Genomic DNA, 26,968 nt, shown 5'->3' with positions numbered 1-26,968 from the left:
GATGGTTACCGTCGTTCGTTGGGTGCTCGTTCACCGGAAAGCGCCGTGACCGTCCACCGCACGGGCATCGGGAATCGACTATTGGCGGCGTTGCCGCCGGCGGATCTCGGTTTGCTCACGCCCTACTTCCAGAAGGTCTCGTTCGAACCCGATGCCATCCTGGTGCGGTCGGGCGATGAGCTCGACCCGGTTTATTTTCCCCATAGCGGCGCCATCGCCTTCATGATCGATATGCCGGACGGGCAAACGGTCGCAACCACCTTGATGGGACGGGAAGGCGCTTTGGCCTCGTTCTCCGTGCTCGGCCCGTCGCTGTCATCCGTGACCGCGATTGCTCGGATCGCCGGCACAGCATCGCTGATTTCCGCCGCCAAGTTTCGCGCGGCCTTTGCGCAAAGCGCCGCCATCAGGAACGTCGTGCAAGTCCACGCCCGCGCGGTGTTGTTGCAGCTCCAGCACGTCGCCGCCTGCAACGCGCTGCACCGGGTCGATGGCCGCATGGCGCGGTGGCTCCTGCAGCTGCACGACCGCGTTCCCGATGACCGGCTTCCGGTGACGCACGAGGCGCTTGCGCAATTGCTTGGGGTGCGACGGACGACAGTGACCCTGACGATGAGCAAGCTACGCGATGCCGGCGCCGTCCCGTCCGACCGGCGCGGGTTTGTCGAGATCCATCGGGCGCGGCTCGAGAAGGTCGCATGCGATTGCTATGCGCTCATGCAGCGCAAGATCGATCAGATGTATTGCCAGGAATTGGCGGCGCCGCAGCCTGTCGATGCGCCGTCCCGCGAAAGCGCCATCGTCGCGGGTGACGAATCCAGAGCCGCTTCGCGGGCGGGAAAATAGGCGATTGGGACTGACCGCCGCGATGACCGCATGGGTCACAAGCGGCAGTCCTCTTGACGTCGAGAAGATGTCCGTCTGGCGGGGAAAAGCGGATATCGCTTCTTCGAGTTGACGCCTCAGCCCTTGCTCATCGCTGCGATCGCGTCCGCGATCTCGATCGTGCGCCGCGCCATGTCGGCGTGCAGGCGCTCCACCATTGCGCCATCGAGCCGGATCGCGCCGCGCGAGACGTTCTCAGGCAGCTCGAACGCCGCGATGATCTTTCGCGCGCGCGCGACTTCCTCTTCGGGCGGCGTGAAGATCGCGTTGCAGGCCTCGATCTGCGACGGATGGATCAGCGTCTTGCCGTCGAAGCCGAGGTCGCGGCCCTGTGCGCATTCGGTGGCAAAACCGTCTGAATTCGCGATGTCGCTGTAGGGGCCGTCAAGGATCTCGAGGCCATGGGCGCGCGTCGCCAGAATGCAATGGGTGATCATCGGGATCATCGCCGCGCGGCCCGGCAGCATCTTGATGCGCGTCTCGCGCGATATGTCGTTCGGGCCGAACACGAAACCGGAGAGGCGCGTCTTGGGATCGCGGCCCGCGGCGGCCAGCTCCTCGGCATGAAGCACGGCGCGCGCGGTCTCGATCATCGCCCAGACTTTCACCGTCGGCGCGGCGCCGAGCTCGGCAAGGCGAGCGCCGATCGCCTGGAGATCCTCGATGCTTGAAACTTTTGGAACCAGAATGCCGTCAGGCGAGGCCTTGGCGGCCATTGCGACGTCATCGGCCCACCAGGGCGTGTCGAGGCCGTTGGTCCGGATCAAAATCTCGCGCTTGCCGAACCCCTTGTCCGCGATCGCAGCGGCGATGCCGTCACGCGCCACCCCCTTGAGGTCGGGGGCGACGGAATCTTCCAGATCGAGGATCAAGCCGTCAGCGGCGAGATTTCGCGCCTTTTCCAGCGCGCGGGGGTTGGAGCCGGGCATGAACAGATGGCTGCGGCGCGGGCGGGTCATGCGAGCATTCCTTCCAGTTTCCTCAGGTCTATTCTGAAGCATGATCCCGGAAAAGTGTGCGGCGGTTTTCCGAAAGGATCATGCTCAAACAACAAGCCAAGCCGATAGCATCTGGCCTGCCTATTCGAAAGGCTTGTTCGCCCCTCTGGTCTATGGTTAGGCATAGGCCATGATCACATTCCCGAAGCATTTGCTGGAAGGCTACAAGGCCTTCGCCACCCAGCGGCTGCCGACCGAGCAGAGCCGCTATCGCGAGCTGTCGGTGAAGGGGCAGTTCCCGGAAGTGATGGTGATCGGCTGCTGCGACAGCCGCGTCTCGCCCGAGGTGATCTTCGACGTCGGCCCGGGTGAACTGTTCGTCGTCCGCAACATCGCCAACCTGGTGCCGGTGTATCAGCCCGACGGCAATGCGCACGGCGTCTCCGCGGCGCTGGAATATGCCGTGACGGTGCTGGAGGTGAAGCACATCGTCGTGCTCGGGCACGCGCAATGCGGCGGCATCCGCGCCTTCGTCGACAAGATCGAGCCGCTCACGCCGGGCGACTTCATCGGCAAATGGATGCAGATGTTCATCAAGCCGGGCGAAGTGGTCGAGCAGCGCGACCACGAAACCATGGCACAGTTCGTCGAGCGCATCGAGAAGGCCGCGGTGTTCCGCAGCCTGGAAAACCTGATGACGTTTCCGTTCGTGCAGAAGGCGGTGGACTCAGGCCAGATGCAGACCCATGGCGCCTATTTCGGCGTGGCAGAGGGGTCGCTGTTCGTGCTGGACAAGGTCGCGAAGGAATTCAAGAGCGTGCGCAACGCGGCTTGAATTCGTAGGGTGGGCAAAGGCGCAACGCGCCGTGCCCACCACTTCTATCGCAATCGGGGAGAGATGGTGGGCACGGCGCTTCGCGCCTTTGCCCACCCTACGGTAGCGTGCGTTACGCCGCCTTCTTCTTCGCGCTGATCAGCTTGCGGTTGATCAGGACTTCCGCGATCTGGATGGCGTTGAGCGCCGCGCCCTTGCGAAGATTGTCGGACACGCACCACAGCACGAGGCCGTTCTCCACCGTCGCGTCCTCGCGGATGCGGCTGATATAGGTGGCGTCCTCGCCGGCGGCTTCATACGGCGTGGCGTAGCCACCGGGCTCCTGCTTGTCGATGACGAGGCAGCCCGGCGCCTTGCGGAGGATGTCGCGTGCCTCGTCCGCCGTGATCGGATTCTCGAACTCGATGTTGACGGCCTCGGAGTGGCCGACGAACACCGGCACGCGCACGCAGGTCGCGGAGAGCTTGATCTTGGGATCAAGGATCTTCTTGGTCTCCGCCATCATCTTCCACTCTTCCTTGGTGTAGCCGTCCTCCATGAAGACGTCGATCTGGGGGATGACGTTGAAGGCGATGCGCTTGGGGAATTTCTTCGCGATCAGCTCGCTGTTGGTGTAGACGGCCTTGGTCTGCGAGAACAATTCGTCCATCGCATCCTTGCCGGCGCCCGAGACCGATTGATAGGTCGAGACCACGACGCGCTTGATCGTCGCCTTGTCGTGCAGCGGCTTCAGCGCGACCACGAGCTGCGCGGTCGAGCAGTTCGGGTTGGCGATGATGTTCTTCTTCTTGAAGCCGGCCGTCGCGTCCGCGTTCACTTCCGGCACGATCAGCGGCACGTCCGGATCCATGCGCCAGGCGGACGAGTTGTCGATCACGACCGTGCCGGCGGCGCCGATCTTCGGCGACCATTCCTTCGACACCGAGCCGCCCGCCGACATCAGGCAGATATCGACATCGGAGAAGTCGTAGTGCTCGAGCGCTTTGACCTTCAGGGTGCGGTCGCCATAGGAGACCTCGACGCCGACGCTGCGGCGTGATGCCAGGGCCACGACCTCGTCCGCGGGGAATTTGCGCTCATCGAGGATGTTGAGCATTTCCCGTCCGACATTGCCGGTCGCGCCGACGACTGCGACTTTGTAACCCATCGTTCACTCTCCGATGAAAAAGCCCGTTCCTGAAGCTGACGCTTAAACAGGAAGAGCAGCGCTTCTATGCGAGAACCGGCCTCAAGACAACGTTGGACCATGCCTGAAGGCCGTGGATGCAGTCGCCAGAGGCCAGCACGGCCGCAACCCCTACCCAGATCCATCTGGCGCTCGCAGCCCTCGCCGACGAAATCGTCGGCACGCTGGCGCGCCTGTTCGCCTATGTGGGGGCGCTGGTCCTGTTTGCCATCCTCGCCCTCGCCGCGCTCGACCAGCTGCCCAGCCTGCGTGACGATGAGCCCGCCGAGAAGCTGGGGTGGAGCGTGGCCGACCGCTCGCAACCGGCCTTCGCCCTCAGTCGGCTCGATTCATCAGAAAAAACAGCCTCTTACGTCATTCTCAGGCATCCCGAAGGCGGTCGCCGGGACGTGATGCGCTGGACCGGCGAGGCGGACAAGCCCGTGGCGGAGCTCGAGATCTACCGCGAAGGCGGCGAATTCGACGTGACCCGCCCGGCGACAGCGGACCTGGCGGTCCAAATGGGCCTGGGTGACGCAACGCCGCTCGAGCAGGCCGGCCTGATCGACACGAAATTCGGTCCCGTCGCCCTGTTCCGGCCCACCGGCACGGCGGAGGCCGCGCGGGCGTGCCTCGGCTACCTCAAGCGCAGCGAAGAGCCGGCGCTCCAGATCTCCGGCTTCTCCTGCCAGGGCGACACCCTGCCCGCCCGGCGCGCGGCGATCGCCTGCACGCTGAACCGGCTGACGCTCCTGACCTCGGGCAACGAGCCGAAGCTGGCGGAATTGTTCGCCCATGCGGAGCTGAAGCGCCGCTCCTGCGCTCCCCAGGGTTCGTCGGACTGGCTGCTGGGCGCGGCGAACGCGCAATTGCGCGGCGCGCTCTAACCGGCATCAAGCTCAAGTGGCTGGTATTGATGCAACTTTTGCCAGCGCGCACGATTATTCCGAGCTGGTGTGACCCAATAGACCTAGTTGCGGCCACCCTTGCCGGGCTAGTATGGGGATGAAATCGATTGGCGGCTTGCCGCCTGAAGGGGACGTGATGAGCTCGAATTTCTCCGCCGCGAACAAACTGGCGATGTGGCTTGCGGCCGGCGCCGTGGTTGCCATGTCCTCAGCCCTCGCGACACCCGCCTCGGCAGACACCAAGAAACAACGTTACGACAACAGCCGGCCCTATTACGGTCCGAGCGGCCCCAACGCGGTCTATCAGCAGGGTCGCACCCGCCTCTATGTGAGCAAGCGCTCCTGGCTCGACGGCGGCACCGAGGTCAATCCGGGCGACCGCAAGTTCTCCGACTACGCTTTCCCGCCGGCGATCGGCTATCCGACCTTCGCCCGCGAGAACAACAACCGCCCGATCGATCGCCAGCCGCTGAGCACGCCGGCCGACGTCGGCGGCTATCCGCGGAATTTCCCGCTGTACTGAGCGGAATGATCGACCGAATCAAAATGGCCGGGCTCGCGCCCGGCCATTTTTGTTTGTGAGAGATGCGTCCGCTTCAGGCGTTGGCTGCCGGGTCGTAGCGCCTGCAAAATTCTTCAATCGCCTCGGAGCGGAAATCGCCCAGGCGCTCGAAGATCAGTTCGTCCGGCCAATCCCACCAGGCTATGCGGCGCAGGCTTTCGGCGACCGAATCGTCAAATCGCTTGCGGATGGGGCGCGCGGGAACGCCACCGACGATCGTGTAGGGCTCGACATCGCGGCTGACGACCGCGCCCGCGGCAATCACCGCGCCGTCGCCGACCGTGACGCCCGGTAGCAGGATGGCGGCGTGCCCGATCCAGACATCATTGCCGACGATGACGCGGTCACTGCGGCGATCCGCGAAGAAGTCGCGGTCACGACTCGCAGTCGCGTCGTAATATTCAGGGCAATAGGTGAAGCGATGCTGGGACGGCCGGCCCATCGGATGATTGGGCGCGCCGATCCGCACCGAGTTAGCGATGGCGGTGAATTTTCCGATCACCGCGTCGGCGACCTCGCAGTTCTCGCCGAGATAGGAGTAGTCGCCGAGCGCGGCATATTCGATGCGGGTGTTGGCGAGGATTTCGCAGCGCCGCCCGATCTGGGCTTCGCGCTGGCGGACCGTTTCATGGATGATGGTTTCCGCGATCTTGGGGCGGGGCGAGGCATCCATGAGGTGGCTTCCCTGAGGTCGTCGGCAGAGCCGTAGGGTGGGCAAAGGCGCGAAGCGCCGTGCCCACCATCTCGCGGCAATCGCGATCGAAATGGTGGGCGCGCTATCGCTTAGCCCACCCTACGATTGCAGTGTTTGTGGCTACGCGTGCAGCTTCTGCAATTCCTTCAGGATCGCTTCGCCCATCTGCGTGGTCGAGGCGGCCGTGGTGCCTTCCGACTTGATGTCGGCGGTGCGCAGGCCACTCGCCAGCACCGCGGCGATCGCGGCATCGACCTTGTCGGCGAGATCGCCCATGTCGAAGGAATAGCGCAACGCCATGCCGAAGGACGAGATCATCGCGATGGGATTCGCGAGGCCTTGGCCTGCGATGTCAGGCGCCGAACCGTGCACGGGCTCGTACAGCGCCTTGCGCTTCTTGCTCTTCACATCAACCTCGCCGAGCGAGGCCGAGGGCAGCATGCCGAGCGAACCGGTCAGCATCGCCGCGATGTCGGACAGCATGTCGCCGAACAGGTTGTCGGTGACGATGACGTCGAACTGCTTCGGCGCCTTCACCAGCATCATGCCGCCGGAATCGGCGAGCTGGTGCTCGAGCGTGACGTCGGGATATTCGCGCTTGTGGACCGCCGTCATGACCTCATTCCAGAGCACGCCCGACTTCATGACGTTGCGCTTCTCCATCGACGTCACCTTGTTCTTGCGCTTCCTCGCAAGCTCGAAGGCGACGCGGCCGATGCGCTCGATCTCATAGGTGTCGTAGACCTGGGTATCGACGGCACGCTTCTGGCCGTTGCCGAGATCGGTGATGGTCTTGGGCTCGCCGAAATAGACGCCGCCGGTGAGCTCGCGCACGATGACGATGTCGAGACCCTCGACCGCCTCACGCTTCAGACTGGAGGCATCGGCCAGCGCCGGATAACAGACGGCGGGACGGAGGTTGGCGAACAGGGCGAGATCCTTGCGCAGGCGGAGCAGGCCGGCTTCGGGGCGCACCTCGTAAGGAACGGCATCCCACTTCGGGCCGCCGACCGCGCCGAAGATGATGGCGTCGGCGGCCAGCGCCTTGGCCATGTCGCCCTCGGAGATCGACACCTTGTGGGCGTCATAGGCGGAGCCGCCGACCAGGCCGGTATCGGTCTCGAATTTGGCGATCCCTGCCGAATTGAGCCAGTCGATCAGCCGCTTCACCTCGCCCATCACCTCGGGGCCGATACCGTCGCCGGGGAGCAGCAGCAATTTGTGGGTCGCCATGGTCGTTTCCTCTGAGATCGAATTCGGCCGGAGTGCTAGAGCGGCGTTGCGCGCTTGGCAAGACACCATTGCCGCCTCGCGGCTGTGCAAGACCCGCAGGGCCTGCCACACTGCGCACGCCGGAGTATCCCTTGCGCGCCCCTGATCGTCCCCCGCCCGACGCACACCCCGCGCGGCTGATCCTGACCCTGTCGCTGGCGGCGACGGTCGGGCTCGGCATCGGCCGCTTTGCCTATGCGCTGGTGCTGCCCGATATGCGGGAGGACCTCGGCTGGTCCTACTCGGCCGCCGGTTTCATGAACACCATCAATGCCGTCGGCTACCTCGTGGGCGCGCTTGTCGCGTCCCGGCTGATCCAGCGCGTCGGCTGGTCGGCGGCGATCCGCGGCGGAACCCTCGCCTGCGTCGCCGCGCTCGCCACCTGCGCACTGACCGGCAATTTCGTTGCGCTGAGCCTCGCACGTCTCGTGCTGGGCTTAGGGGCCGCGGCCGGCTTCGTCGCCGGCGGCGCGCTGGCCGCTGCTATCGCGCAGTCGCGCCCGGAACGGGCCAATTTCCTGCTGAGCCTGTTCTACGCCGGGCCCGGCATCGGGATTCTCGCCTCGGGGCTGATCGCCCCGTTCACGCTGCAATATTTCGGGCCGGGCTCGTGGTGGCTGGTGTGGTGGGCGCTGACGCTGCTGTCCGTCGTGATGACCGTGCCGCTGTTCCTGATCCGCATCGAGAGCGGGGTGCGTTTCTCGGAAGGCAGCCACGCCACCTTCGCGATTCTGCCCGTGCTGATCTATCTCGCCGGCTACTTCCTGTTTGGCGCCGGCTACATCGCCTACATGACCTTCATGATCGCCTATGTGCGCGACGGCGGCGGCGGGGCCGCGGCGCAGGCCGCGTTCTGGAGCCTGATCGGCCTCAGCGCCTTCGTCACACCCTGGGTCTGGCGCGGCGTGCTGGCGCTCGACCGCGGCGGACTTGCCACCGCCATCATCCTCGGCACCAACGCGCTCGGCGCGGCGTTGCCTATGCTGGGGCATTCGCCGGCGTGGCTCGCGGTCTCGGCGGTCGTGTTCGGCGTTGCCTTCTTCGCCGTGGTCGGCTCGACCACGGCCTTCGTGCGCTTCAACTATCCGCCCGAGATGTGGCCGACCGCGATCGCGGCCATGACGATCTCGTTCGGCGTCGGCCAGACGCTCGGCCCGATCGTGGTCGGTGCGATCACCGATGCACTGGGCAGCTTGAGTTACGCGCTGAATGTGTCGGCGGCGCTGCTGGCGTTGGGGGCGGTGGCCGCGTTGTGTCAACGCAAGGTGGGGCCGGCCAAGCAATCGGTGCCGTAGGGTGGGTTAGCCGAAGGCGTAACCCACCACTTCTGCCACTGCGGAAACGAAAGAGGTGGATTACGCCGTGCGACCGCGCTTCGCGCAGCCGCAGGGCTAATCCACCCTACAGCAGCGTGCCTAACTCCCGCTGAACGAATTGTACCCCTGGTCTTCCCAATAGCCGCCCTTGTAGTCGTTGGTGACTTCCATCGAGACCACGTATTTCGGGTTCTTGAATCCGAGTTTCGTCGGCACGCGGATCTTCATCGGGAAGCCGTAGGCGCGCGGTAATATCTCGTTGGCGTATTTGAACGTCATCTGGGTTTGCGGATGCAGCGCGCTGCGCATGTCCAGGGGCGAGTTGTAGCCGTCCTTGTCGGCGCACTGGAACCAGACATACTTTGCGCGCGTGTCGGCGCCGATCAGCTTGAGGAAATCGCGCAAGGGCGTGCCGGTCCAGCTTCCGATCGCGCTCCAGCCCTCGACGCAGATGTGTCGGGTGATCTGCGTGACCTGCGGCAGCTTGTAGAGCTCGTCCAGCGTCCAGGACTTCTTGTTGTCGACGAGACCGCGCACCTCGAGCTTCCAGTCGGCGCCGTCGACATCGGGCGCGTCGTCGAGATCGTAATAGGCGTTGAACGGAAACGGTTTCGTGATCGCGCTTTCCGGGAAGGTCGGCGCCAGCGCGTCGGGATTGAACATCCAGGCCTGCACGGCGTCGTTGAACTTCGAGACCTTCGCGAGCAGGGTATCGGCCGACGAGGAATCGACGACGTCGCAGCCGGTGAGCAGCGTCAGCGCGCCGAGGCTGGAGCCGCCGGCGATGAAGCGGCGGCGGGTGAAGTCCGGCATGGACTTGATGGAGTCCTTGATCAGCAGCCGCTTGTCGACGCCGGGGATGAGGAATGAGCGCTTGGCCATAACGGGTCTCCTAATCAGCGGCCAATGATCATCGCACGCAGGCTCTTGGGCACCAGCAGCGCGAGCAAGACGTGAATGACGAGGAAGGCGCAGATCGCGGCCATGCAGAAGAAATGGACGTAGCGCGCGGTCGGATAGTCGCCGAACAGCATCACGAGATAATAGAGCTGCACCGGCTTCCACATCGACAGGCCCGACAGCACGATCAGCACGCCGACCACGATGATGCCGGCATAGAGCAGGCGCTGCACGTAATTGTAGACGGTGAGATCGTCGTGGCCGAGCTTGAAGGTCAGGGCAGCCCTGACGTCGTGGAGCACACCGGACGGCGTGATCGGCAGCAATTTTTTGCGGAAGCGGCCGGTGGCGAAGCCGGTGACGAGATAGGCGAGGCCGTTGACCATCAGCAGCCACATCGCCGCAAAGTGCCAGAGCAGGCCACCGCCGAGCCAGCCGCCAAGCGTATACTCGCGCGGAAAACTGAAGCCGAACAGCGGCGAGGCGTTGTAGATCTGCCAGCCCGACAGGATCATCAGGATCATGGCGACCGCGTTGGTCCAGTGCATGACACGGACCCAGGCCGGCTGGATCACTTTGGCGGGGGTGGCGCTGACCTGCTCGTCGCTGACTGTGAGGCTCGACATGATGGTTCCGTCCTGAAGGTCGTCTGACACCGAATATACGCCGATACTTCCGCTTTCGTTACGCCCCCGCACGACGGCGAATCGAGTCTGCGGGCGACCTTGGTCACAATAAAGCGAGCCGGGTGCCCCCGGCTCGCCGTTTCGTCGCATCCTGCTTGCGGGATGAAACAGGGACGCGCGGTGTTACGTCGCCGGCATCAGCACGGTATCGACCACATGGATCACGCCGTTCAACTGGTTGACGTTGGAGATCGTCACCATCGAGGTGCCGCCCTTGGCATCGACGATCCAGACCTTGCCGTCCTGCTTCTTCACGGTCAGTTCCTCGCCTTCGGCGGTCTTCATCTTCTTGCCGTCGGTGAGGTCGGAGGCCTCGAGCTTGCCGGGCACGACATGGTAGGTGAGGATCTTGGTCAAGGTCGCCTTGTTCTCGGGCTTGACCAGATTGTCGACGGTTCCGGCCGGCAGCTTGCCGAAGGCGGCATTGGTGGGCGCGAACACCGTGAACGGGCCCTTGCTTTCCAGCGTCGGCACCAGGCCGGCCGCCTTCACCGCCGCGACCAGCGTGGTGTGATCCTTGGAGTTGACGGCGTTCTGGACGATGTTCTTGGACGGGAACATCGCGGCGCCACCGACCATGACGGTCTTCTCCTCGGCGCGGACAGGCGCGACGACGGTCGCGGTGATGGCCAGGGCGCTGAAAGCGGCGGCAGCGAGATAGGCAATACGCTTCGACATGGAGAGTCTCCCGATTGGATTGTGACCGGCAATGGCCGGCGTTTGCGTTGGGGCAACAACGGCGCCTGCGACCTTTTGGCGTGAAGCAGCAGTGCCGTCGTTGGACCGAACTACGGGAGGGTTCGCGATGGGGTTTCGGGAAATAATTTATCGTGATGCGTGAAACTATGTAGCGGCGCATCCGTGTATGAGCGCGGGCTCAGCACCCGGTGCCGTAGGGTGGGCAAAGCGAAGCGTGCCCACCAACTTCATTCGCGATCGAGGGTAGATGGTGGGCACGGCGCGTCGCGCCTTTGCCCACCCTACGGCAGTGTGCTCGTCTCAATCCCTGTTGTTCGGCGTCTGAATGAATCCGCGATTATGCGTCGGGCTGATCAGCAGCTCGTTGATGCAGACGCGCGGCGGCATCGATGCGATGAACGCGATGGTGCGGCCCAGATCTTCCGATTGCAGCATCTTGGCCTGCTCCTCCTCGCTCGGCACCACCGGGCGCAGTTTCAGGATGGGAGTAGCCACCTCGCCCGGCATCAGGCAGCAGGCGCGCAGGCCGTTGACGCATTCGTCCATGTTGAAGGAATGAGTCAGCGCCAGCACCGCATGCTTGGTGGTGGTGTAGGCCGGGCCCGGCATCTTCGAGACGTGGCGGCCGGCCCAGGACGAGACGTTGATGATCGAGCCATCCTGCTGCTTGCGCATCGTGGGCAACACTGCGCGCATGCAATACAGCACGCCGTTGAGGTTGACCTGGACGAGCTCGTCCCAGCCCTCCAGTTCCATGTCCTTCCAGCTCCGCTTGGGGACATTGATACCGGCATTGTTCACGAGCAGGTCGATGCGGCCGTGTTTCGCGACGATTTGATCGGCCGCCTTCTGGGCTTCGGCGGCGTTGGACACATCGAGCGCAATGGCCTCGGCCGCCCCGCCTGCCTTGGCAATCCTGGCAACCACGGTATCCAGGGCGTCCTTGCGGCGGCCCGAGACCACGACTATCCAGCCGTCGGCCGCGAGCGCCTCGGCGCCGGCCTCCCCGATGCCGCTGCCACCGCCCGTCACCCAGGCCACGCGTTTCCCGTTTTTGGTCATGCAAACTGTCTCCGTTGCTTCATTGGGGCGGTTTTTGCTAATCCAGCCCTCGGTTTTGACCGGCCTTGTTTGCCTTGCGGTCGAGGAAATCTTGCATGAACCAAGCTGCCAACGCCAACCTGTTTTCCCGCCTGTTCGACGGTCTGGACGATCCCAAACGCCTCGCGGTCGAGACGCAGGACGGCGCCCATATCAGCTATGGCGACCTGATCGCGCGGGCCGGGCAGATGGCGAACGTGCTGGTCGCGCGCGGCGTGAAGCCCGGCGACCGCGTCGCGGTGCAGGTGGAGAAATCGGTCGCCAATATCGTGCTGTATCTCGCCACCGTGCGGGCCGGCGCGGTCTATTTGCCGCTGAACACGGCCTATACGCTGAACGAGCTCGATTACTTCATCGGCGATGCCGAGCCGTCGCTGGTGGTCTGCGATCCCTCCAAGGCCGAGGGCCTCGCCCCGATCGCCGCCAAGGTGAAGGCCAAGGTCGAGACGCTCGGGCCCGACGGCAAGGGCTCGCTGACGGAAGCCGCCGACAAGGCCAGCAGCGAATTCGCGACCGTCTCACGGGCAAACGACGATCTCGCCGCGATCCTCTACACGTCAGGCACCACCGGCCGCTCCAAGGGCGCGATGCTGACGCACGACAATCTCGCGTCGAACTCGCTGAGCCTGGTCGGCTATTGGCGCTTCACCGACAAGGACGTGCTGATCCACGCGCTGCCGATCTACCATACGCACGGCCTGTTCGTGGCGACCAACGTCACGCTGTTTTCGCGGGCGTCGATGATCTTCCTGCCGAAGCTCGACCCCGATCTCATAATCAAGCTGATGGCGCGCGCCACGGTGCTGATGGGCGTGCCGACCTTCTACACGCGGCTGCTCCAGAACTCCGCGCTGTCGCGCGAGACCACAAAGCACATGCGGCTGTTCATCTCGGGCTCCGCACCGCTGCTCGCCGAAACCCATCGCGAATGGTCGGCGCGCACGGGCCATGCGGTGCTCGAGCGCTACGGCATGACCGAGACCAACATGAACACGTCGAACCCGTATGACGGCGAGCGCGTGCCCGGCGCGGTCGGCTTTCCCCTCCCCGGCGTCTCCGTGCGCGTGACCGAGCCCGAGACCGGCAAGGAGCTGCCGCGCGACGAGATCGGCATGATCGAGGTGAAGGGCCCGAACGTCTTCAAGGGCTATTGGCGCATGCCGGAGAAGACCAAGTCCGAATTCCGGCCCGACGGCTTCTTCATCACTGGCGACCTCGGCAAGATCGACGACAAGGGCTACGTCCACATTCTCGGCCGCGGCAAGGATCTCGTGATCTCCGGCGGCTTCAACGTCTACCCCAAGGAAATCGAGAGTGAGCTCGACGCCATGCCCGGCGTGGTCGAATCCGCCGTGATCGGCGTGCCGCATGCCGATTTCGGCGAAGGCGTCACGGCGGTTCTGGTCTGCAACAAGGGCGCCGACGTCACCGAGGCCGCGGTGCTGAAGGCGCTCGACGGAAGGCTGGCAAAGTTCAAGATGCCCAAGCGCGTGTTCGTCGTCGACGAATTGCCGCGGAATACGATGGGCAAGGTGCAGAAGAACGTGCTGCGGGATACGTACAAGGATATTTACGCGAAGAAATGAGTGGGGGAGCTCTGCTCTCTCGCCGTCATTGCGAGGAGCCTCTACCCGGTACGCTGTCATGCCCCGCGAAGGCGGGGCATCCAGTACGCCGCGGCCTCTCGGATCAATCACCGGCGCTGGTGGAATACTGGATCGCCCGCCTTCGCGGGCGATGACAGCGGAGGATGTGGCGCGGAGTTCAGCCGAAGCCGTTCACTGTCCGCCCACCAAGCTCATCACAAACCGGCTTCCGACGATGAACAGATAGCAGCCGAACGCCACCTCCAGCGTTCGCTTCGACATCGCATGCGCGGCTCTCACGCCGAGCGGCGCTGTCACGAGGCTCATCGGCATCACCAGCACGGCGCCGATCAGCGAGACGTAGCCAAGCGCGAACGGGACTTGCAGCGCTGCGACGGCCGGATAGGTCGCCGCCGCCGGCCAGCCGGCATAAATGTAGCCGAGCGCGCCGGGGATCGAGATCAGGACCGCGAGTGCCGACGAGGTCGCCACTGCCTGGTGGATGGGCCGGCCGTAGAACGTCATCAGCAGGTTCGAGAACAAGCCGCCGCCGATGCCCATCAGCGTCGAGAGGATACCGACGCAGAAGCCGTAGACGCGCATCAGCGGGCCTTTGGGCAGATCATCGCCGAACTTCCAGCCCTCGCGCGCGAAGATGAGACGCGCCGACGCGGAATAGGCGACGCAGACGAACACGATCTTGAACAGCTTCTCCGGCGCGTAACGCGCGATGACGCTGCCGGCGACGACGCCGATCACGATCGGCAGCCACCACACGCGCAGGATCGTCATATCGACGGCGCCGCGCTTGTAGTGCGCCTGGAACGAACGGATCGAGGTCGGAATGATCACCGCGAGCGAGGTGCCGATGCAGAGCGGCATGCGCACTTCGAGCGGCACGCCGGCGATCCGGAAGCATTCGTAAAACACCGGCACTAGAATCGCGCCCCCGCCAATGCCGAACACGCCGGCCAGGAATCCCGAGAGCGCGCCGGTTGCGATCAGCAACAGCGCGAGCTCGACGATCTCCTTGATATCAAGACCTGCAATCACCCCTGACCTGCCCCGGCGACTGGTCGCAACTTCTCCGAAACATGCCTTCGGAAAGCTGCGTGCGGAGCTTTAGGCGATCTGATTCTCGCGGTCGACACGCCACATCTTGCGGCTGGGGTGGAATGCAAGGTGCGCATATCCGGACAGGGGCCAAAACGGGCCGGGGCGGGAGCTGTTTGGTGCCGTCCGAAAGGCGTTAGCGGCTCAAAAGACCGGCCCCGGGCGGGTTTGGACGGCATGGTCCGTTTAGAGGCGTTCCAATAGCAATTTCAACGCGCATCGGTCCCTTCAGAACAAATGAATCTATATTCTGTTTTTCGTTGGCGGACAGAAGTGCTGGTATACCAAGCCACTGATTGGCCTTGCATCATCAACGCTCTAGAGCTGAACCGCGGTTCGATTTATGGCGATTTGGTGATTGCGCAGGCGAAATCGACTCCGTAAATAGAGCCGACCTTTCGCGATCCCCGCGTGCCCCCTGCTGGGCCGCAATAAACATCAAAAGCCCATGACCGCACGGATCGAACGACCGCTTTCCCCCCACATGCAAGTCTACCGCTGGACGCTGACGATGGCGCTGTCCATCGTCCATCGCGCCACCGGTATCGCGCTCTACGTCGGAACCCTGCTGCTGGCCTGGTGGCTGATCGCGGCGGCTTCCGGCCCCGCCGCCTATTCCCACGTCCAGGCCTTCACCGGCAGCATCATCGGCCGGCTGATCGTGTTCGGCTACACTTGGGCGCTGATGCACCATATGCTGAGCGGTATCCGGCACTTCGTGTGGGACCTCGGCTACGGCTTCAAGCCCAATGAGCGCGAGGCCCTGACCTGGGGCGCGCTGATCGGCGGCATCGTGCTCACGGTCCTGATCTGGATCATCGCCTATGCGATCGGAGGCGGACGATGAGCGCGACCGATACGCCCAAGCGCAGCATGCGCACCCCGCTCGGCCGCGTCCGCAATCTCGGTGCGGCGCATTCGGGTACGTCCGATTTCTGGCGCCAGCGCATCACCGCCGTCGCCATGACGCTGCTGATGATTCCGGTGCTCGTGATCATCATGATGCTGCTCGGCCGCAACCAGGCCGGTGCCGCACAGATCCTCGGCTCGCTGCCGATCGCGGTGATCCTGCTGCTCTTCATCGCCGCCAGCGCCTGGCACATGAAGATCGGCATGCAGGTGGTGATCGAGGACTACATCCATAACGAGAAGCTGAAGCTCATCTCGATCATGCTCAACAATTTCTTCTCGATCGCTGTGGCGCTCGCCTCGACCTACGCGATCCTCAAGCTTTCATCCGGAGTGTAACCCATGGCCACAGCGACGAATGGCAAGGGCAACGGCGCTCCCGCCACCAACGGCAAAGCCTATCCGATCGAAGACCACACCTATGACGTCGTCGTGGTCGGCGCCGGCGGCGCGGGCCTGCGCGCCGTGGTCGGCTGCAGCGAAGCCGGTCTGCGCACCGCCTGCATCACCAAGGTGTTTCCGACCCGCTCGCATACGGTCGCGGCCCAGGGCGGCATCTCGGCTTCCCTCGGCAACATGCACAAGGACGACTGGCGCTGGCACATGTACGACACCGTGAAGGGGTCGGACTGGCTCGGTGACCAGGACGCGATCGAATACATGGTGCGCAACGCGCCCGAGGCGGTCTACGAGCTCGAACATTGGGGCGTGCCGTTCTCGCGCACCGAGGACGGCAAGATCTACCAGCGCCCGTTCGGCGGCATGACCATGGACTACGGCAAGGGCCAGGCGCAGCGCACCTGCGCCGCCGCCGACCGCACCGGCCACGCCATGCTGCACACGATGTACGGCCAGTCGCTGCGTCACGCGGCCGAGTTCTTCATCGAGTTCTTCGCCATCGATTTGATCATGGACGACCAGGGCACCTGCCGCGGCGTCATCGCGCTCAAGCTGGACGACGGCACGCTGCACCGCTTCCGCGCCCAGACCGTGATCCTGGCAACGGGCGGCTACGGCCGCGCCTACGCCTCCTGCACCTCGGCACACACCTGCACCGGCGACGGCGGCGGCATGGTGCTGCGCGCCGGCCTGCCGATGCAGGACATGGAGTTCGTGCAGTTCCACCCGACCGGCATTTACGGCTCGGGCTGTCTCGTCACCGAAGGCGCGCGCGGCGAAGGCGGCTATCTCGTCAATTCCGAGGGCGAGCGCTTCATGGAGCGCTATGCGCCGTCCGCGAAGGACCTCGCCTCGCGCGACGTCGTCTCGCGCGCGATGACCATCGAGATCCGCGAAGGCCGCGGCGTCGGCAAGAAGAAGGACCACATCTTCCTGCATCTCGACCATCTCGATCCCGCGGTGCTGGCCGAGCGCCTGCCGGGCATCTCCGAATCCGCAAAAATCTTCGCCAATGTCGACGTGACGCGCGAGCCGATCCCGATCGTGCCGACCGTGCACTACAACATGGGCGGCATCCCCACGAACTATCATGGCGAAGTGCTGACCAAGCGGGACGGCGACGACAACGCCGTCATCCCAGGCCTGATGGCGATCGGCGAAGCGGCTTGCGTCTCCGTGCACGGCGCCAACCGCCTTGGCTCCAACTCGCTGATCGACCTCGTGGTGTTCGGCCGCGCCGCCGCTTTGCGTCTTGCCGAAAAGCTCACGCCCAACGCCAAGCAGCCGGAGCTGCCGGCGAACTCGTCCGAGCTCGCGCTCGGCCGCCTCGACCATTACCGCTACGCCTCCGGCGGCACGCCGACCGCGAAGCTGCGCGAAGGCATGCAGCACGTGATGCAGAACAATTGCGCGGTGTTCCGCACCGGCGACATCCTGAGCGAAGGCCAGAACCTGATCGAGAAGGTCCACAGCGGCATCACCGACATCGCCGTGTCCGACCGCTCGCTGGTGTGGAATTCCGACCTGATCGAGACGCTCGAGTTCGACAATCTGATCTCGCAGGCAGTGGTGACGATGGACTCCGCCGCCAACCGCACCGAGAGCCGTGGCGCCCACGCCCGCGAGGACTTCTCCGCGCGCGACGACAAGAACTGGATGAAGCACACGCTGGCCTGGCTGGACGATGCCGGCAAGGTCAAGATCGAGTACCGCCCCGTTCACGACTACACCATGACCAACGACGTGCAGTACATCCCGCCCAAGGCGCGCGTGTACTGAGCGAACAGCGAAGGCCTTAATCGAAATGGTTGAATTCGCACTTCCGAAGAACTCCAAGATCACCGGCGGCAAGACCTGGCCGAAGCCGGCGGGCGCGACAGACGTTCGCGAATTCCGCGTTTATCGCTGGAATCCGGACGACGGCAAGAATCCGAGCGTCGACACTTATTACGTCGACACCCATGATTGCGGTCCGATGGTGTTGGACGGCCTGATCTGGATCAAGAACAACATCGACCCGTCGCTGACCTTCCGCCGCTCCTGCCGTGAAGGCGTCTGCGGCTCCTGCGCGATGAACATCGACGGCCAGAACACGCTCGCCTGTACGCGCTCGATGCATGACGTCAAGGACGGCGCGGTCAAGATCAACCCGCTGCCGCACCAGCCGGTCGTGAAGGACCTCGTTCCTGACCTCACCAATTTCTACGCGCAGTACGCCTCGGTCGAACCGTGGCTGAAGACGACCTCGCCGACGCCGCAGAAGGAATGGCGCCAGAGCCATGAGGACCGCGAGAAGCTCGACGGCCTCTACGAGTGCATCCTCTGCGCCTGCTGCTCGACCTCGTGCCCGAGCTATTGGTGGAACAGCGATCGCTATCTCGGCCCGGCCGCCCTGCTCCAGGCCAACCGCTGGGTCTCCGACTCCCGCGACGAGGCGACCGGCGAGCGGCTCGACAATCTCGAGGACCCGTTCCGCCTCTACCGCTGCCATACCATCATGAACTGCGCCAAGGCCTGCCCGAAGGGCCTGAATCCGGCGGAAGCCATCGCCGAGCTCAAGCTCAAGATGGTCGAGCGCCAGATCTAGGCCTCATTCATGCTACGGCTCCCCGGCCGCGACGGCCGGGGCATTCTACGCCATAGCCCGCACCACGCGCGAACGTCCGGATTACAACCTCCGGTTCCATCGACAGGCCACTTCCTTCCCAGCGGGAATTTCAAGTAAGCTCTCCGGTCAGGGACCGGAGCGACTGTGCAGGGTGCGCAACGCAACTCGCTGAGACTGTTGCAGTGGATGATGGCGGCATCCCTGGCGCTGCCGATTGCACTGTTCGTCTTCACCTCCACGATCTCCTACACATCGACGAAGGACATCGCCGACCGCGAGATCGAGCGCACGCTCGATGTCGCCCATGAGCACGCGCTCAAGGTGTTCGAGACCATCGACCGCAGCTTGGCCGAACTCAACGAAGTCGTGCGCGGCCTTCCCGACGAGGTCATCCGCTCGCGCGAACCGGCGCTGCATCGCCGCCTGAAACGGCTGACCGATGCGCTGCCGCAGCTCAAATCGGCCTGGATCTTCGACTCGAACGGGAAATCGCTGGTCAACAGCCTCGCCTCGCCACCGCAGGATCTGAGTTTTGCGGACCGCGATTACTTCTACGCCCATGTCGACCAGAACATTGGCACGTTCGTCGGCGCAGCCCTGACGCCGCGTCCGCCCTATCAGGGGGCACGCTTCTTCGGCATGAGCCGGCGCCGCGAAACCGACGATGGCAGCTTCATCGGCGTCATCCAGGCCTCCGTCCTGCCGGAATATTTCGAGAGCTTTTATGCCAGGATCGGCTCCGATCCCGGCAGCTTCTTCGCCATGGGACGCACGGACGGCGTGGTGCTCACTCATTTTCCCCGGCTCGACCGCGACTTCCGGCTCGATCCGACCGGACCGGTCGGGCAGCAGATCGCCGCTCACCCCGAGCACGGCCTCATCACCATCGCCTGGCCCTCGGACGGAATCGAGCGGCGCGTCGGCTACAGGCGCGTCGCCGAATATCCGATCTATGTCAGCGCCGGGCTCGAGACCTCGGCGATCCGCGCGCGCTGGCTCGCCACCATGGGCCAGCATCTGGTGTTCGGCATTCCCGCCACGGCGCTGCTGTTTCTGCTGCTTGCGCTCGCGTTCCGGCGCACCCAGCATCTCCACGCCGAGGCCACGGCGCGACGCGAGGCCGAGGAGGCGCTCAAGCACAGCCAGCGGCTGGAAGCGCTCGGCCAGCTCACCGGTGGTGTCGCGCACGACTTCAACAATCTCCTCACCGTGATTCGTGCCTCGGTCGACTTGTTGAACCGGCCGCAGCTGAGCGAGGAGCGGCGGCAGCGCTACATCAATGCCATTGCGGACGCGGTCGCGCGCGCCGCCAAGCTGACCTCGCAGCTGCTGGCGTTCGCGCGGCGCCAGACCCTGAAACCGGAAGTGTTCGACGTCGGGGAGCGGATGCAGTCGCTGCACGACATGCTCGCCACGCTGCTCGGGCCGGCGATCGAGATCGGAATCCGGCTGCCGACCGAGTCCTGCCTCGTCAAGGCCGATGCCGGCCAGTTCGAGACGGCTCTGATCAACATGGCGACCAATGCGCGCGACGCCATGCAGGGCAAAGGCAGGATCACCTTCGCCGTGCAGGCGGCGGCGACCGTACCCGATACATTGGTGCACGTCTCGGGCAGCCATGATCTTGCAGGCAACGATGGCTTCGTCAGTGTCGCCGTCAGCGACACCGGCATCGGCATTCCCGCCGCACGATTGGGCCGCATCTTCGAGCCGTTCTTCACCACCAAGCAGGTCGGCCAGGGCACCGGTCTCGGCCTGTCGCAGGTGTTCGGCTTCGCCCGCCAATCCGGCGGCGAGGTGACCGTCGAGAGCGAGGTCGGCCAGGGCAGCACCTTCTCACTCTATCTGCCGCGCGTGCCGGCGGACCTGCTGCCGCAGCGGCAGGCGCCCAACACCGCGCCGGCGGTGGCCGGCAGCGGCATGTCGGTGCTGTTGGTCGAGGACAATATCGAGCTCGCCAATTTCGCTGCCGACGGTCTCACCGAGCTCGGTTACAGCATCACTTTGGTGGACAACGCCACCGACGCACTTGCCGAGCTCACCGTGGACACAGATCGCTTCGACGTCGTGTTCTCCGACGTGGTGATGCCCGGGATGACCGGGCTCGATCTGGCGCAAGCGATCCGCGAGCGCGGCATCCGCGTGCCGATCGTGCTGACCACGGGCTACAGTCAGGCCCTGTCACAAGATGGCGCCGCCGGCTTCGATCTCGTGCAAAAGCCCTATTCGATCGAGGAATTGTCGCGGGTTCTCCATCGGGCCGCGAGGCTCCGGCCGGTCCGCGACGGCGCCGCCGAGTGAGGGCGGCACGGAACCAACGGGAACCGATTGATTTGGTTCGCGTTATCCGCTCATGCACAAGCCGGCCGCAAAGCGCGAACAGGGCAGGAAGCCCCCCATTGTCGAGATCAAGGGCGAGAACGGCGACGAGGTCACGCCGCCGCCGCCGGAGGTTATTGAGCCCGATCCCGCACTCTCGCCCGAGGAGGCCGAGCAGGTTCGCAAGGACTATCTGCTGACGCGCTTCTGGATCAGCGCACGCGGCTTCTGGGGCCGCAACGGCGACCGGCTGGCGTGGCTCTATTCGATCGGCCTCGTCGTGCTGATCGTCCTCACCGTCGGCTTTCAATACGGCATCAATGTCTGGAATCGCGCGATCTTCGACGCCATCGAGAAGCGCGAGGCGACCACCGTCTTCCATCTCACCGCGGTGTTCTTCCCGCTCGCGATCGGCAGCATCGTGCTCGGCGTCGCGCAGGTGTTCGCGCGCATGGGCATTCAGCGCCGCTGGCGCGCCTGGCTCACGGCAAGCGTGCTGACGCGTTGGCTGGCCAACGGGCGCTATTATCAGCTCAACCTGGTCGGCGGCGACCACAAGAATCCAGAATACCGGATCGCCGAGGATCTGCGCGTGGCGACCGATTCCCCGGTCGATTTCCTCGCCGGCGTCACGTCGGCGCTGTTGTCGGCTGCGACCTTCATCATCGTGCTCTGGACCATCGGCGGCGCGCTCACGGTCACGCTCGGCGGCTCCGCCATCACCATCCCCGGCTTCCTCGTCATCGCCGCGATCCTTTACGCCGCGATCGCCTCCGGTTCGATCCTGGTGATCGGCCGGCGCTTCGTGCAGGTCTCCGAGGACAAGAACCAGGCCGAGGCGGATTTCCGCTACACGCTGACGCGCGTGCGCGAGAACGGCGAGAGCATCGCGCTGCTCGGCGGCGAGGAGGAGGAGCGCGGCGGCATCGACCGCAATTTCACCAACGTGCTGCGGCAGTGGGCGCGTTTGGCCGGCCAGCACATGCGCACAACGCTGGTCTCGCAAGGCTCGAGCCTTGTCGCTCCCGTGGTCCCTCTCCTGCTCTGCGCGCCAAAATTCCTCGACGGCAGCATGACGCTCGGACAGGTGATGCAGGCGGCCTCCGCCTTCACCATCGTGCAGAGCGCGTTCGGCTGGCTGGTCGACAATTATCCCAGGCTCGCCGACTGGAACGCCTGCGCCCGGCGCATCGCCTCGCTGATGATGTCGCTCGACGGCCTCGAGCGCGCCGAGCAGGGCGACGGCCTCGGCCGCATCAAGCGCGGCGAGACCAGCAACGACGCCATGCTGGAGATGAAGGATCTCTCCGTCACGCTCGACGACGGCACGGCCGTGGTCGGCGAGACCGAGGTGGTGATCGAGCCGGGCGAGCGGCTGCTGGTCGCGGGCGAATCCGGCACCGGCAAGAGCACGCTGGTGCGCGCCATCGCGGGGCTCTGGCCATGGGGCGGCGGCAGCGTCAATTTCCATCCCGACCGGCGCCTGTTCATGCTGCCGCAGCGGCCTTACGTGCCGTCCGGCAGCCTGCGCCGCGCCGTCGCCTATCCCGGCGCCGAGGACGACTGGACCGTGGAGGAGATCGGCGAAGCCCTGCACAAGGTCGGCCTCGACCACCTCAAGGAGAAGATCGAGGAAGAGGGACCGTGGGATCAGACGTTGTCAGGCGGCGAGAAGCAGCGCCTCGCCTTCGCGCGGCTGCTGCTGCACAATCCCGACATCGTCGTGCTCGATGAAGCGACCTCCGCGCTCGACGAGAAGAGCCAGGACAAGATGATGCAGATGGTCACCGACGAGCTGCCGAAGGCGACCATCGTCAGCGTCGCCCATCGCGTCGAACTGGAAGCCTTCCACAGCCGCAAGATCGTGCTGGAACGCCGCAAGGGCGGCGCCAAGCTCGTCAGCGATATCGACCTGATCCCGCGCAAGGGCAAGCGCAAGCTGCTCGGGCGATTCCTGAGGCAGCGCAAGGCCGCGCCAAAAAAGGCGGCGTGAGGTCCGTAGCCCGGATGGAGCGAAGCGCAATCCGGGACGGTCCATCAGAGCGGCGAGAACCCCGGATTTCGCTGCGCTCCATCCGGGCTACATTCTTTTCCCGCAACATTGGAGTCCTCATCAAAACCGGCTATGCATGCGCCGCCTGCAACGAGGACCACCTGCTTGACGCCCGACAACGCCCCTTCGTCCGCGCCGTTTGGCGCGTTTGCGCCGAACGCGGCACAGGCTGCGATCATCCGCCTTGCGCAACAGTCGGGGCTGAAGCGCGGTGCGTTCCGCCCGTGGATGTCGCGGCTGGTCAACCTGATACGCGGCGGGCCGATCGATGTGCAGTACCAGGGCGCCTCGTTCCGCTTCTATCACCAGGGCAGCGCGACCGAGCGCGGCGCGCTGTTCAATCCCGACTACAATCTCGACGAGCTCGACTTCCTGCGCCGACACACCCCGGCAGGCGGCGTGTTCGTCGACGTCGGCGCCAATGTCGGCACCTTTGCCCTGGTGATGGCGCAGCAGGTCGGCACCAATGGCAAGGTGGTCGCGATCGAACCGCATCCGATGACGTTTGGACGGCTCTCGTTCAACCACGCCGCGTCGAAGACGACGCAGGTGCGCCTGGTGCAGGCTGCCGCCGGTGACAGCGACGGCGAGCTCATGATCGAGAGCGGCGGCGGCAATCTCGGCGCCACGCACGTCGTCACCGGCACGGCCAGCGCGGAGGCCATCAAGGTGCCGTCGCTGCGGCTGACACGCATTCTGGACGAGGCCGGCGTCGGCCAAGTCGATTCGCTCAAGATCGACGTCGAGGGGTTCGAGGACCGCGTGCTGATCGGCTTCTTCCGCGACGCGCCGCAATCGCTGTGGCCGCGCGCGGTGGTGATCGAGCATCTGTCACAAAACGAATGGCAGCAGGATTGTATCGCTGACATGGTCGCGCGCGGCTTTGCGATCGCGCGCAAGACACGGAGCAATACGTTCCTGTCGCGCTAGCCGTGAGCAAGGGAGATTTGCGATGATCGACCATCTGGGTTTTTCGGTCTCCGACTATGAGCGCGCGAAAGCGTTCTACGCCAAGGCGCTGGCACCACTCGATTACAGCCTGATCATGGAGGTAACGGCGGAGCAGACTGGCCACGCTGCGGCGGCAGGCTTCGGCGCCAACGGCAAGCCGGACCTCTGGTTCGGTGCGGAAGGCGCGATGAACAAGCCGGTGCATATCGCGATTCTCGCCAAGGATCGCGCCACGGTCGACGCCTTCTACAAGGCGGCGATTGCCGCCGGCGGCCGCGACAACGGCGCACCCGGCATCCGCCCGCATTATCATGCGAACTATTACGGCGCGTTCGTGCTCGACCCTGACGGACACAACATCGAGGCCGTCTGCCACGCGCCGGAATAGCGCGCGTTCAGGCACGACACGACAAGGAACATCGGCGCGGCATCATCGTTGTCATTCTCCAGACAACTGACCTCGATGATGTGATGCCGATCGAACCGCCCGAGATTCCACCGTCGACGCCCGGCACGCCCACCGAGCCGCCGCCTGGAATTCCGCCGGGCAATCCGCAGCCTGAAATCGCGCCGCCCGTGCGCGAGCCCGGCGAATCACCGCGGCCCGACGAATTGCCGGGCCACGTGCCGGAAGAGATTCCATCGCGCGGACAGAACGGACCGCTCACGCCGAATCCCGCGACGGATGCAAGTTCGCTGCGCGATCACATGTGAGGCGAAGCATCACATGTGAGGCAATTGCAACCTGCGTCTGAATGCGCAATGAACGTCACCATAGTGAGGTGATTTGCGTGCAGAAATAAATCGGCCCGCGACCTCTTCGCCCGCCACATTCCGGCCTAACGCGTAGCTGTTCATCCCGACACTTCGTCAAAGAACCTTCCGGGGAAGTTCACCATCATGACCAACCTTCGTTTCGTGCTGCTTGCAACGACGGCTCTGACCGCGATGCAATTCGCAAGCTCCGCATCGCATGCGCAAAGCGCGCCGCCGCTCGTGGTCGCGCAAGCGCAGACACAACCACCAGAGACCGACAAATCGAAGCAGCCTCCGAAGGAAGCGCCGAAGGGACCGCCGCCTGGCGCACGTCCTGCCGCACCACCTCCTCCTGCCGCGGCACCGCCTGCAGCTCCTGCGCGCCCCACGGCGCCGCCGCCCGCAGCTGCACCTCCGCATCCTCCCGCTCCGCCGCCGCCGGCTGCCGCGCCATCGCGCCCGACCCCACCACCGCCTCCTCCGCCTGCGGCACGTCCGACACCTCCGCCTCCGCCGCCACCCCCACCGCCGGCAGCTCCCAAGCAGCCGTCGCCGCCTCCGGCTGCGGCACCCCAGCAGCATGCGCCTGCGCCAACTCCGCCGCCCCCGGCCGCGCAGCAGCACACGCCGACGCCGCCTCCCGCCGCAGCTCCGCCTGCCGCGCGTCCCGCTCCGACTCCGCCGGCAGCAGCAACGCCGCCCGCAGCAGCACCCGCACGTCCGGCGCCGGCACCTGCGGCTACGCCGTCGCCTTCACCGGCCGCGCCTGCGGCCCGCCCTGGCGCGGCTGCACCGACCGCCACGCCTGCTCCGACGGCAACACCTGCTCCGACGGCAACGCCGGCACCGGGCGCCACGCCCGGCGCACCGCCGACTGGACGCCCGGGCACCCCGCCGCCCGGCGGACGTCCCGGCACGCCTCCGGCTGCAGGATCACCGACACCGGCCCCCGGTGCCGCGCCCGCTCCAACGGCCACGCCGGCCCCCGGTGGCGCTCCGACGCCGCTGCCGGGCCGTCCCGGTGCAGGACCGACGCCCGCCCCCGGCACAGCTCCAGCGGCGACGCCGACCCCTGGTCAACAGGGCGGAACGCCTCCCGCGGGCGCGCCCGCAGCCGGAACTCCGGCTGCGCCGCCCCAGGCCGGCGGCCTCCCGCCGCGGCCCGCGGCGCCCGCCGGTGCCGCTGCGCCGAGCACAGTCCCAGGCTCGGCGGCCGCAACGCCGCCGCCCAACCGGGCGCAATTCGCTCCGCCGACGGTTACGCCTGCCTTCCAGGCCAGGCCGACAGTCGTCGCACCGCTGCCACCTCCGCCGCGCCCGCCGCAGCGTGACCTGACACCGCTCGCGATCGGTGCGGGCGTGGTGGCCGGCGCCGTGATCGGAGCCACCATTGCCGACCTGCACAACCAGCGACGCGAGGCCATCGAAGGCGGCCGCACCGTCTACACCGAACCGGATCGCATCATCATCCGCGATCCGGGCGGACAGGCCTACGTCCGCGGCAACGACCTCTATCGCTTCCGCTATGGCGCCCGCGACATCCGCACCGACACCGTCGGCGGCGAGACCCGCACGGTCGTGATCCGTCCTGATGGCAGCGAGGTCATCACCGTGGTCGGTCCCGACGGTTCGTTGCTGCGGCGAATCCGCAGGGACCCCGGCGGGCGCGAGATCATCATCATCGACAACAGCTACCGCGATCCGCGGTCGGTCGGCGGCTTCTATGTCGATGCGCCGCCGCCGGTCGTGAACATTCCCTACGATCGCTACATCGTCGACGCCGAGGAAGCATCGCCGGACGTGATCTACCAGACCATGGAGGCACCGCCGGTACAGCGGATCGATCGGCGTTACACGCTCGACGAGATCCGCTACAGCCCCAATGTTCGCATGCAGATGCCGAGCATCGACGTCAACACGATCACCTTCGAGACGGGCTCGTGGACCATCCCGCCGGACCAGGCGGCCCGGCTGCAGGGGATCGCCGACGGTCTCAACCGTGCGATCCAGCGCAACCCGCGTGCGGTGTTCCTGATCGAGGGACACACCGACGCGGTCGGCAACGAGGTCGACAATCTGTCATTGTCGGATCGCCGTGCGCAGTCCGCGGCCGAATTGCTGACCCAGCAGTTCGGGGTGCCCGCCGAGAACCTGACCTCGCAGGGCTATGGCGAGCAGTATCTGAAGGAGCAGACGCAAGGACCGAGCCTGATCAACCGGCGCGTCACCGTCCGCAACATCACGCCGCTGCTCAACGGTGGCCAGGCCTCGCTGCCGCCGCCCCCGCCCGGCACCGCGCCGCCGCGCTGAGGC

The 26,968-nt window shown here is 65.3% G+C and carries 25 protein-coding genes; 16 read left to right on the top strand and 9 right to left on the bottom strand.

The features are described 5' to 3' along the window. Window positions 1-45: 45 nt before the first annotated feature. Window positions 46-846, top strand: coding sequence for a Crp/Fnr family transcriptional regulator (locus tag AB7245_RS01855; protein WP_063980381.1), 801 nt, complete (start codon window positions 46-48; stop codon window positions 844-846). A 116-nt stretch (window positions 847-962) separates the two neighbouring features. Here AB7245_RS01855 and AB7245_RS01850 read toward each other — a convergent pair whose 3' ends face one another. Further along, complete coding sequence (locus tag AB7245_RS01850; RefSeq protein ID WP_071908673.1) at window positions 963-1,844, bottom strand: HpcH/HpaI aldolase/citrate lyase family protein; 882 nt, start codon at window positions 1,842-1,844, stop codon at window positions 963-965. A gap of 169 nt (window positions 1,845-2,013) precedes the next feature. On the opposite strand from AB7245_RS01850, the gene AB7245_RS01845 reads away from it, so the two are divergent. After that, on the top strand, window positions 2,014-2,658 hold the full coding sequence (locus tag AB7245_RS01845; protein WP_439033831.1) for a carbonic anhydrase: 645 nt from the start codon (window positions 2,014-2,016) through the stop codon (window positions 2,656-2,658). 112 nt (window positions 2,659-2,770) lie between these two features. Here the strand turns inward: AB7245_RS01845 and AB7245_RS01840 are convergent, their stop codons facing one another. Continuing rightward, window positions 2,771-3,805: an aspartate-semialdehyde dehydrogenase gene (locus AB7245_RS01840; RefSeq protein WP_063980378.1), complete on the bottom strand. Its 1,035-nt coding sequence runs from the start codon at window positions 3,803-3,805 to the stop codon at window positions 2,771-2,773. Between the two features lie 116 nt (window positions 3,806-3,921). Between AB7245_RS01840 and AB7245_RS01835 the strand changes: the two genes are divergently transcribed. Further along, entirely contained in the window at window positions 3,922-4,710 is a 789-nt protein-coding gene (locus AB7245_RS01835; RefSeq protein WP_063980377.1) for a hypothetical protein, read from the top strand. 157 nt (window positions 4,711-4,867) lie between these two features. Continuing rightward, window positions 4,868-5,254, top strand: a complete 387-nt coding sequence (locus AB7245_RS01830) for a hypothetical protein (protein ID WP_028158592.1) — start codon at window positions 4,868-4,870, stop codon at window positions 5,252-5,254. Between the two features lie 73 nt (window positions 5,255-5,327). On the opposite strand, the gene AB7245_RS01825 is transcribed toward AB7245_RS01830, so the two are convergent. Both AB7245_RS01825 and leuB read right to left on the bottom strand, forming a co-directional pair. Then, on the bottom strand, window positions 5,328-5,966 hold the full coding sequence (locus AB7245_RS01825) for a DapH/DapD/GlmU-related protein (RefSeq protein WP_231143762.1): 639 nt from the start codon (window positions 5,964-5,966) through the stop codon (window positions 5,328-5,330). A gap of 141 nt (window positions 5,967-6,107) precedes the next feature. After that, window positions 6,108-7,220 carry a 3-isopropylmalate dehydrogenase gene (gene leuB, locus AB7245_RS01820; RefSeq protein WP_231143761.1) on the bottom strand — a complete coding sequence of 371 codons (1,113 nt, stop codon included), beginning with the start codon at window positions 7,218-7,220 and terminating at the stop codon, window positions 6,108-6,110. A gap of 131 nt (window positions 7,221-7,351) precedes the next feature. Between leuB and AB7245_RS01815 the strand changes: the two genes are divergently transcribed. Next, complete coding sequence (locus tag AB7245_RS01815) at window positions 7,352-8,554, top strand: YbfB/YjiJ family MFS transporter (protein ID WP_063980375.1); 1,203 nt, start codon at window positions 7,352-7,354, stop codon at window positions 8,552-8,554. 120 nt (window positions 8,555-8,674) lie between these two features. On the opposite strand, the gene AB7245_RS01810 is transcribed toward AB7245_RS01815, so the two are convergent. The 4 genes from AB7245_RS01810 to AB7245_RS01795 all read right to left on the bottom strand — a co-directional run bounded on the left by AB7245_RS01810 (window position 8,675) and on the right by AB7245_RS01795 (window position 11,922). Further along, window positions 8,675-9,457 (bottom strand): molybdopterin-binding protein, encoded by a 783-nt coding sequence (locus tag AB7245_RS01810; RefSeq protein ID WP_354096416.1) that lies wholly within the window; start codon window positions 9,455-9,457, stop codon window positions 8,675-8,677. Between the two features lie 14 nt (window positions 9,458-9,471). Continuing rightward, complete coding sequence (locus tag AB7245_RS01805) at window positions 9,472-10,101, bottom strand: cytochrome b/b6 domain-containing protein (RefSeq protein WP_014490675.1); 630 nt, start codon at window positions 10,099-10,101, stop codon at window positions 9,472-9,474. Between the two features lie 183 nt (window positions 10,102-10,284). Beyond that, the gene (locus AB7245_RS01800; protein ID WP_063980373.1) at window positions 10,285-10,839 is read right to left on the bottom strand and encodes a fasciclin domain-containing protein; all 555 of its coding nucleotides are present in this window, start codon (window positions 10,837-10,839) and stop codon (window positions 10,285-10,287) included. A 321-nt stretch (window positions 10,840-11,160) separates the two neighbouring features. After that, window positions 11,161-11,922 carry an SDR family oxidoreductase gene (locus tag AB7245_RS01795; protein WP_063980372.1) on the bottom strand — a complete coding sequence of 254 codons (762 nt, stop codon included), beginning with the start codon at window positions 11,920-11,922 and terminating at the stop codon, window positions 11,161-11,163. 95 nt (window positions 11,923-12,017) lie between these two features. Between AB7245_RS01795 and AB7245_RS01790 the strand changes: the two genes are divergently transcribed. Further along, entirely contained in the window at window positions 12,018-13,547 is a 1,530-nt protein-coding gene (locus tag AB7245_RS01790; RefSeq protein WP_063980371.1) for a malonate--CoA ligase, read from the top strand. A gap of 192 nt (window positions 13,548-13,739) precedes the next feature. Here AB7245_RS01790 and AB7245_RS01785 read toward each other — a convergent pair whose 3' ends face one another. Continuing rightward, a complete protein-coding gene (locus AB7245_RS01785) occupies window positions 13,740-14,600 on the bottom strand; it encodes a sulfite exporter TauE/SafE family protein (protein ID WP_063980370.1) in 861 nt (286 codons plus the stop codon). Between the two features lie 508 nt (window positions 14,601-15,108). Between AB7245_RS01785 and sdhC the strand changes: the two genes are divergently transcribed. From sdhC to AB7245_RS01735, 10 genes are all read left to right on the top strand, one after another. Continuing rightward, window positions 15,109-15,507: a succinate dehydrogenase, cytochrome b556 subunit gene (gene sdhC, locus AB7245_RS01780; RefSeq protein ID WP_028151914.1), complete on the top strand. Its 399-nt coding sequence runs from the start codon at window positions 15,109-15,111 to the stop codon at window positions 15,505-15,507. Further along, complete coding sequence (gene sdhD, locus AB7245_RS01775) at window positions 15,504-15,908, top strand: succinate dehydrogenase, hydrophobic membrane anchor protein (protein WP_063980369.1); 405 nt, start codon at window positions 15,504-15,506, stop codon at window positions 15,906-15,908. The genes sdhC and sdhD overlap by 4 nt, the downstream gene beginning before the upstream one ends. Before the next feature lie 3 nt (window positions 15,909-15,911). After that, the gene (gene sdhA / locus AB7245_RS01770) at window positions 15,912-17,747 is read left to right on the top strand and encodes a succinate dehydrogenase flavoprotein subunit (protein WP_063980368.1); all 1,836 of its coding nucleotides are present in this window, start codon (window positions 15,912-15,914) and stop codon (window positions 17,745-17,747) included. Between the two features lie 25 nt (window positions 17,748-17,772). Continuing rightward, window positions 17,773-18,555 carry a succinate dehydrogenase iron-sulfur subunit gene (locus AB7245_RS01765; protein WP_028151918.1) on the top strand — a complete coding sequence of 261 codons (783 nt, stop codon included), beginning with the start codon at window positions 17,773-17,775 and terminating at the stop codon, window positions 18,553-18,555. 165 nt (window positions 18,556-18,720) lie between these two features. Further along, on the top strand, window positions 18,721-20,877 hold the full coding sequence (locus AB7245_RS01760; protein ID WP_063980367.1) for a hybrid sensor histidine kinase/response regulator: 2,157 nt from the start codon (window positions 18,721-18,723) through the stop codon (window positions 20,875-20,877). A gap of 52 nt (window positions 20,878-20,929) precedes the next feature. Next, a complete protein-coding gene (locus AB7245_RS01755; RefSeq protein WP_063980366.1) occupies window positions 20,930-22,888 on the top strand; it encodes an ABC transporter ATP-binding protein/permease in 1,959 nt (652 codons plus the stop codon). Between the two features lie 165 nt (window positions 22,889-23,053). Beyond that, window positions 23,054-23,878, top strand: coding sequence for an FkbM family methyltransferase (locus tag AB7245_RS01750; RefSeq protein ID WP_063985985.1), 825 nt, complete (start codon window positions 23,054-23,056; stop codon window positions 23,876-23,878). Window positions 23,879-23,900: 22 nt separating this feature from the next. Then, window positions 23,901-24,287, top strand: coding sequence for a VOC family protein (locus tag AB7245_RS01745; protein ID WP_028158603.1), 387 nt, complete (start codon window positions 23,901-23,903; stop codon window positions 24,285-24,287). Between the two features lie 83 nt (window positions 24,288-24,370). Then, window positions 24,371-24,613: a hypothetical protein gene (locus AB7245_RS01740; RefSeq protein WP_063980365.1), complete on the top strand. Its 243-nt coding sequence runs from the start codon at window positions 24,371-24,373 to the stop codon at window positions 24,611-24,613. A 186-nt stretch (window positions 24,614-24,799) separates the two neighbouring features. Then, window positions 24,800-26,965, top strand: coding sequence for an OmpA family protein (locus AB7245_RS01735; protein ID WP_084794918.1), 2,166 nt, complete (start codon window positions 24,800-24,802; stop codon window positions 26,963-26,965). The last annotated feature ends 3 nt before the right edge of the window (window positions 26,966-26,968 follow it).

The organism is Bradyrhizobium sp. 604_D8_N2_3 (genome assembly GCF_051810765.1).
Classification (GTDB): domain Bacteria; phylum Pseudomonadota; class Alphaproteobacteria; order Rhizobiales; family Xanthobacteraceae; genus Bradyrhizobium; species Bradyrhizobium barranii.
This window is presented reverse-complemented; position numbering and strand designations above follow the sequence as displayed.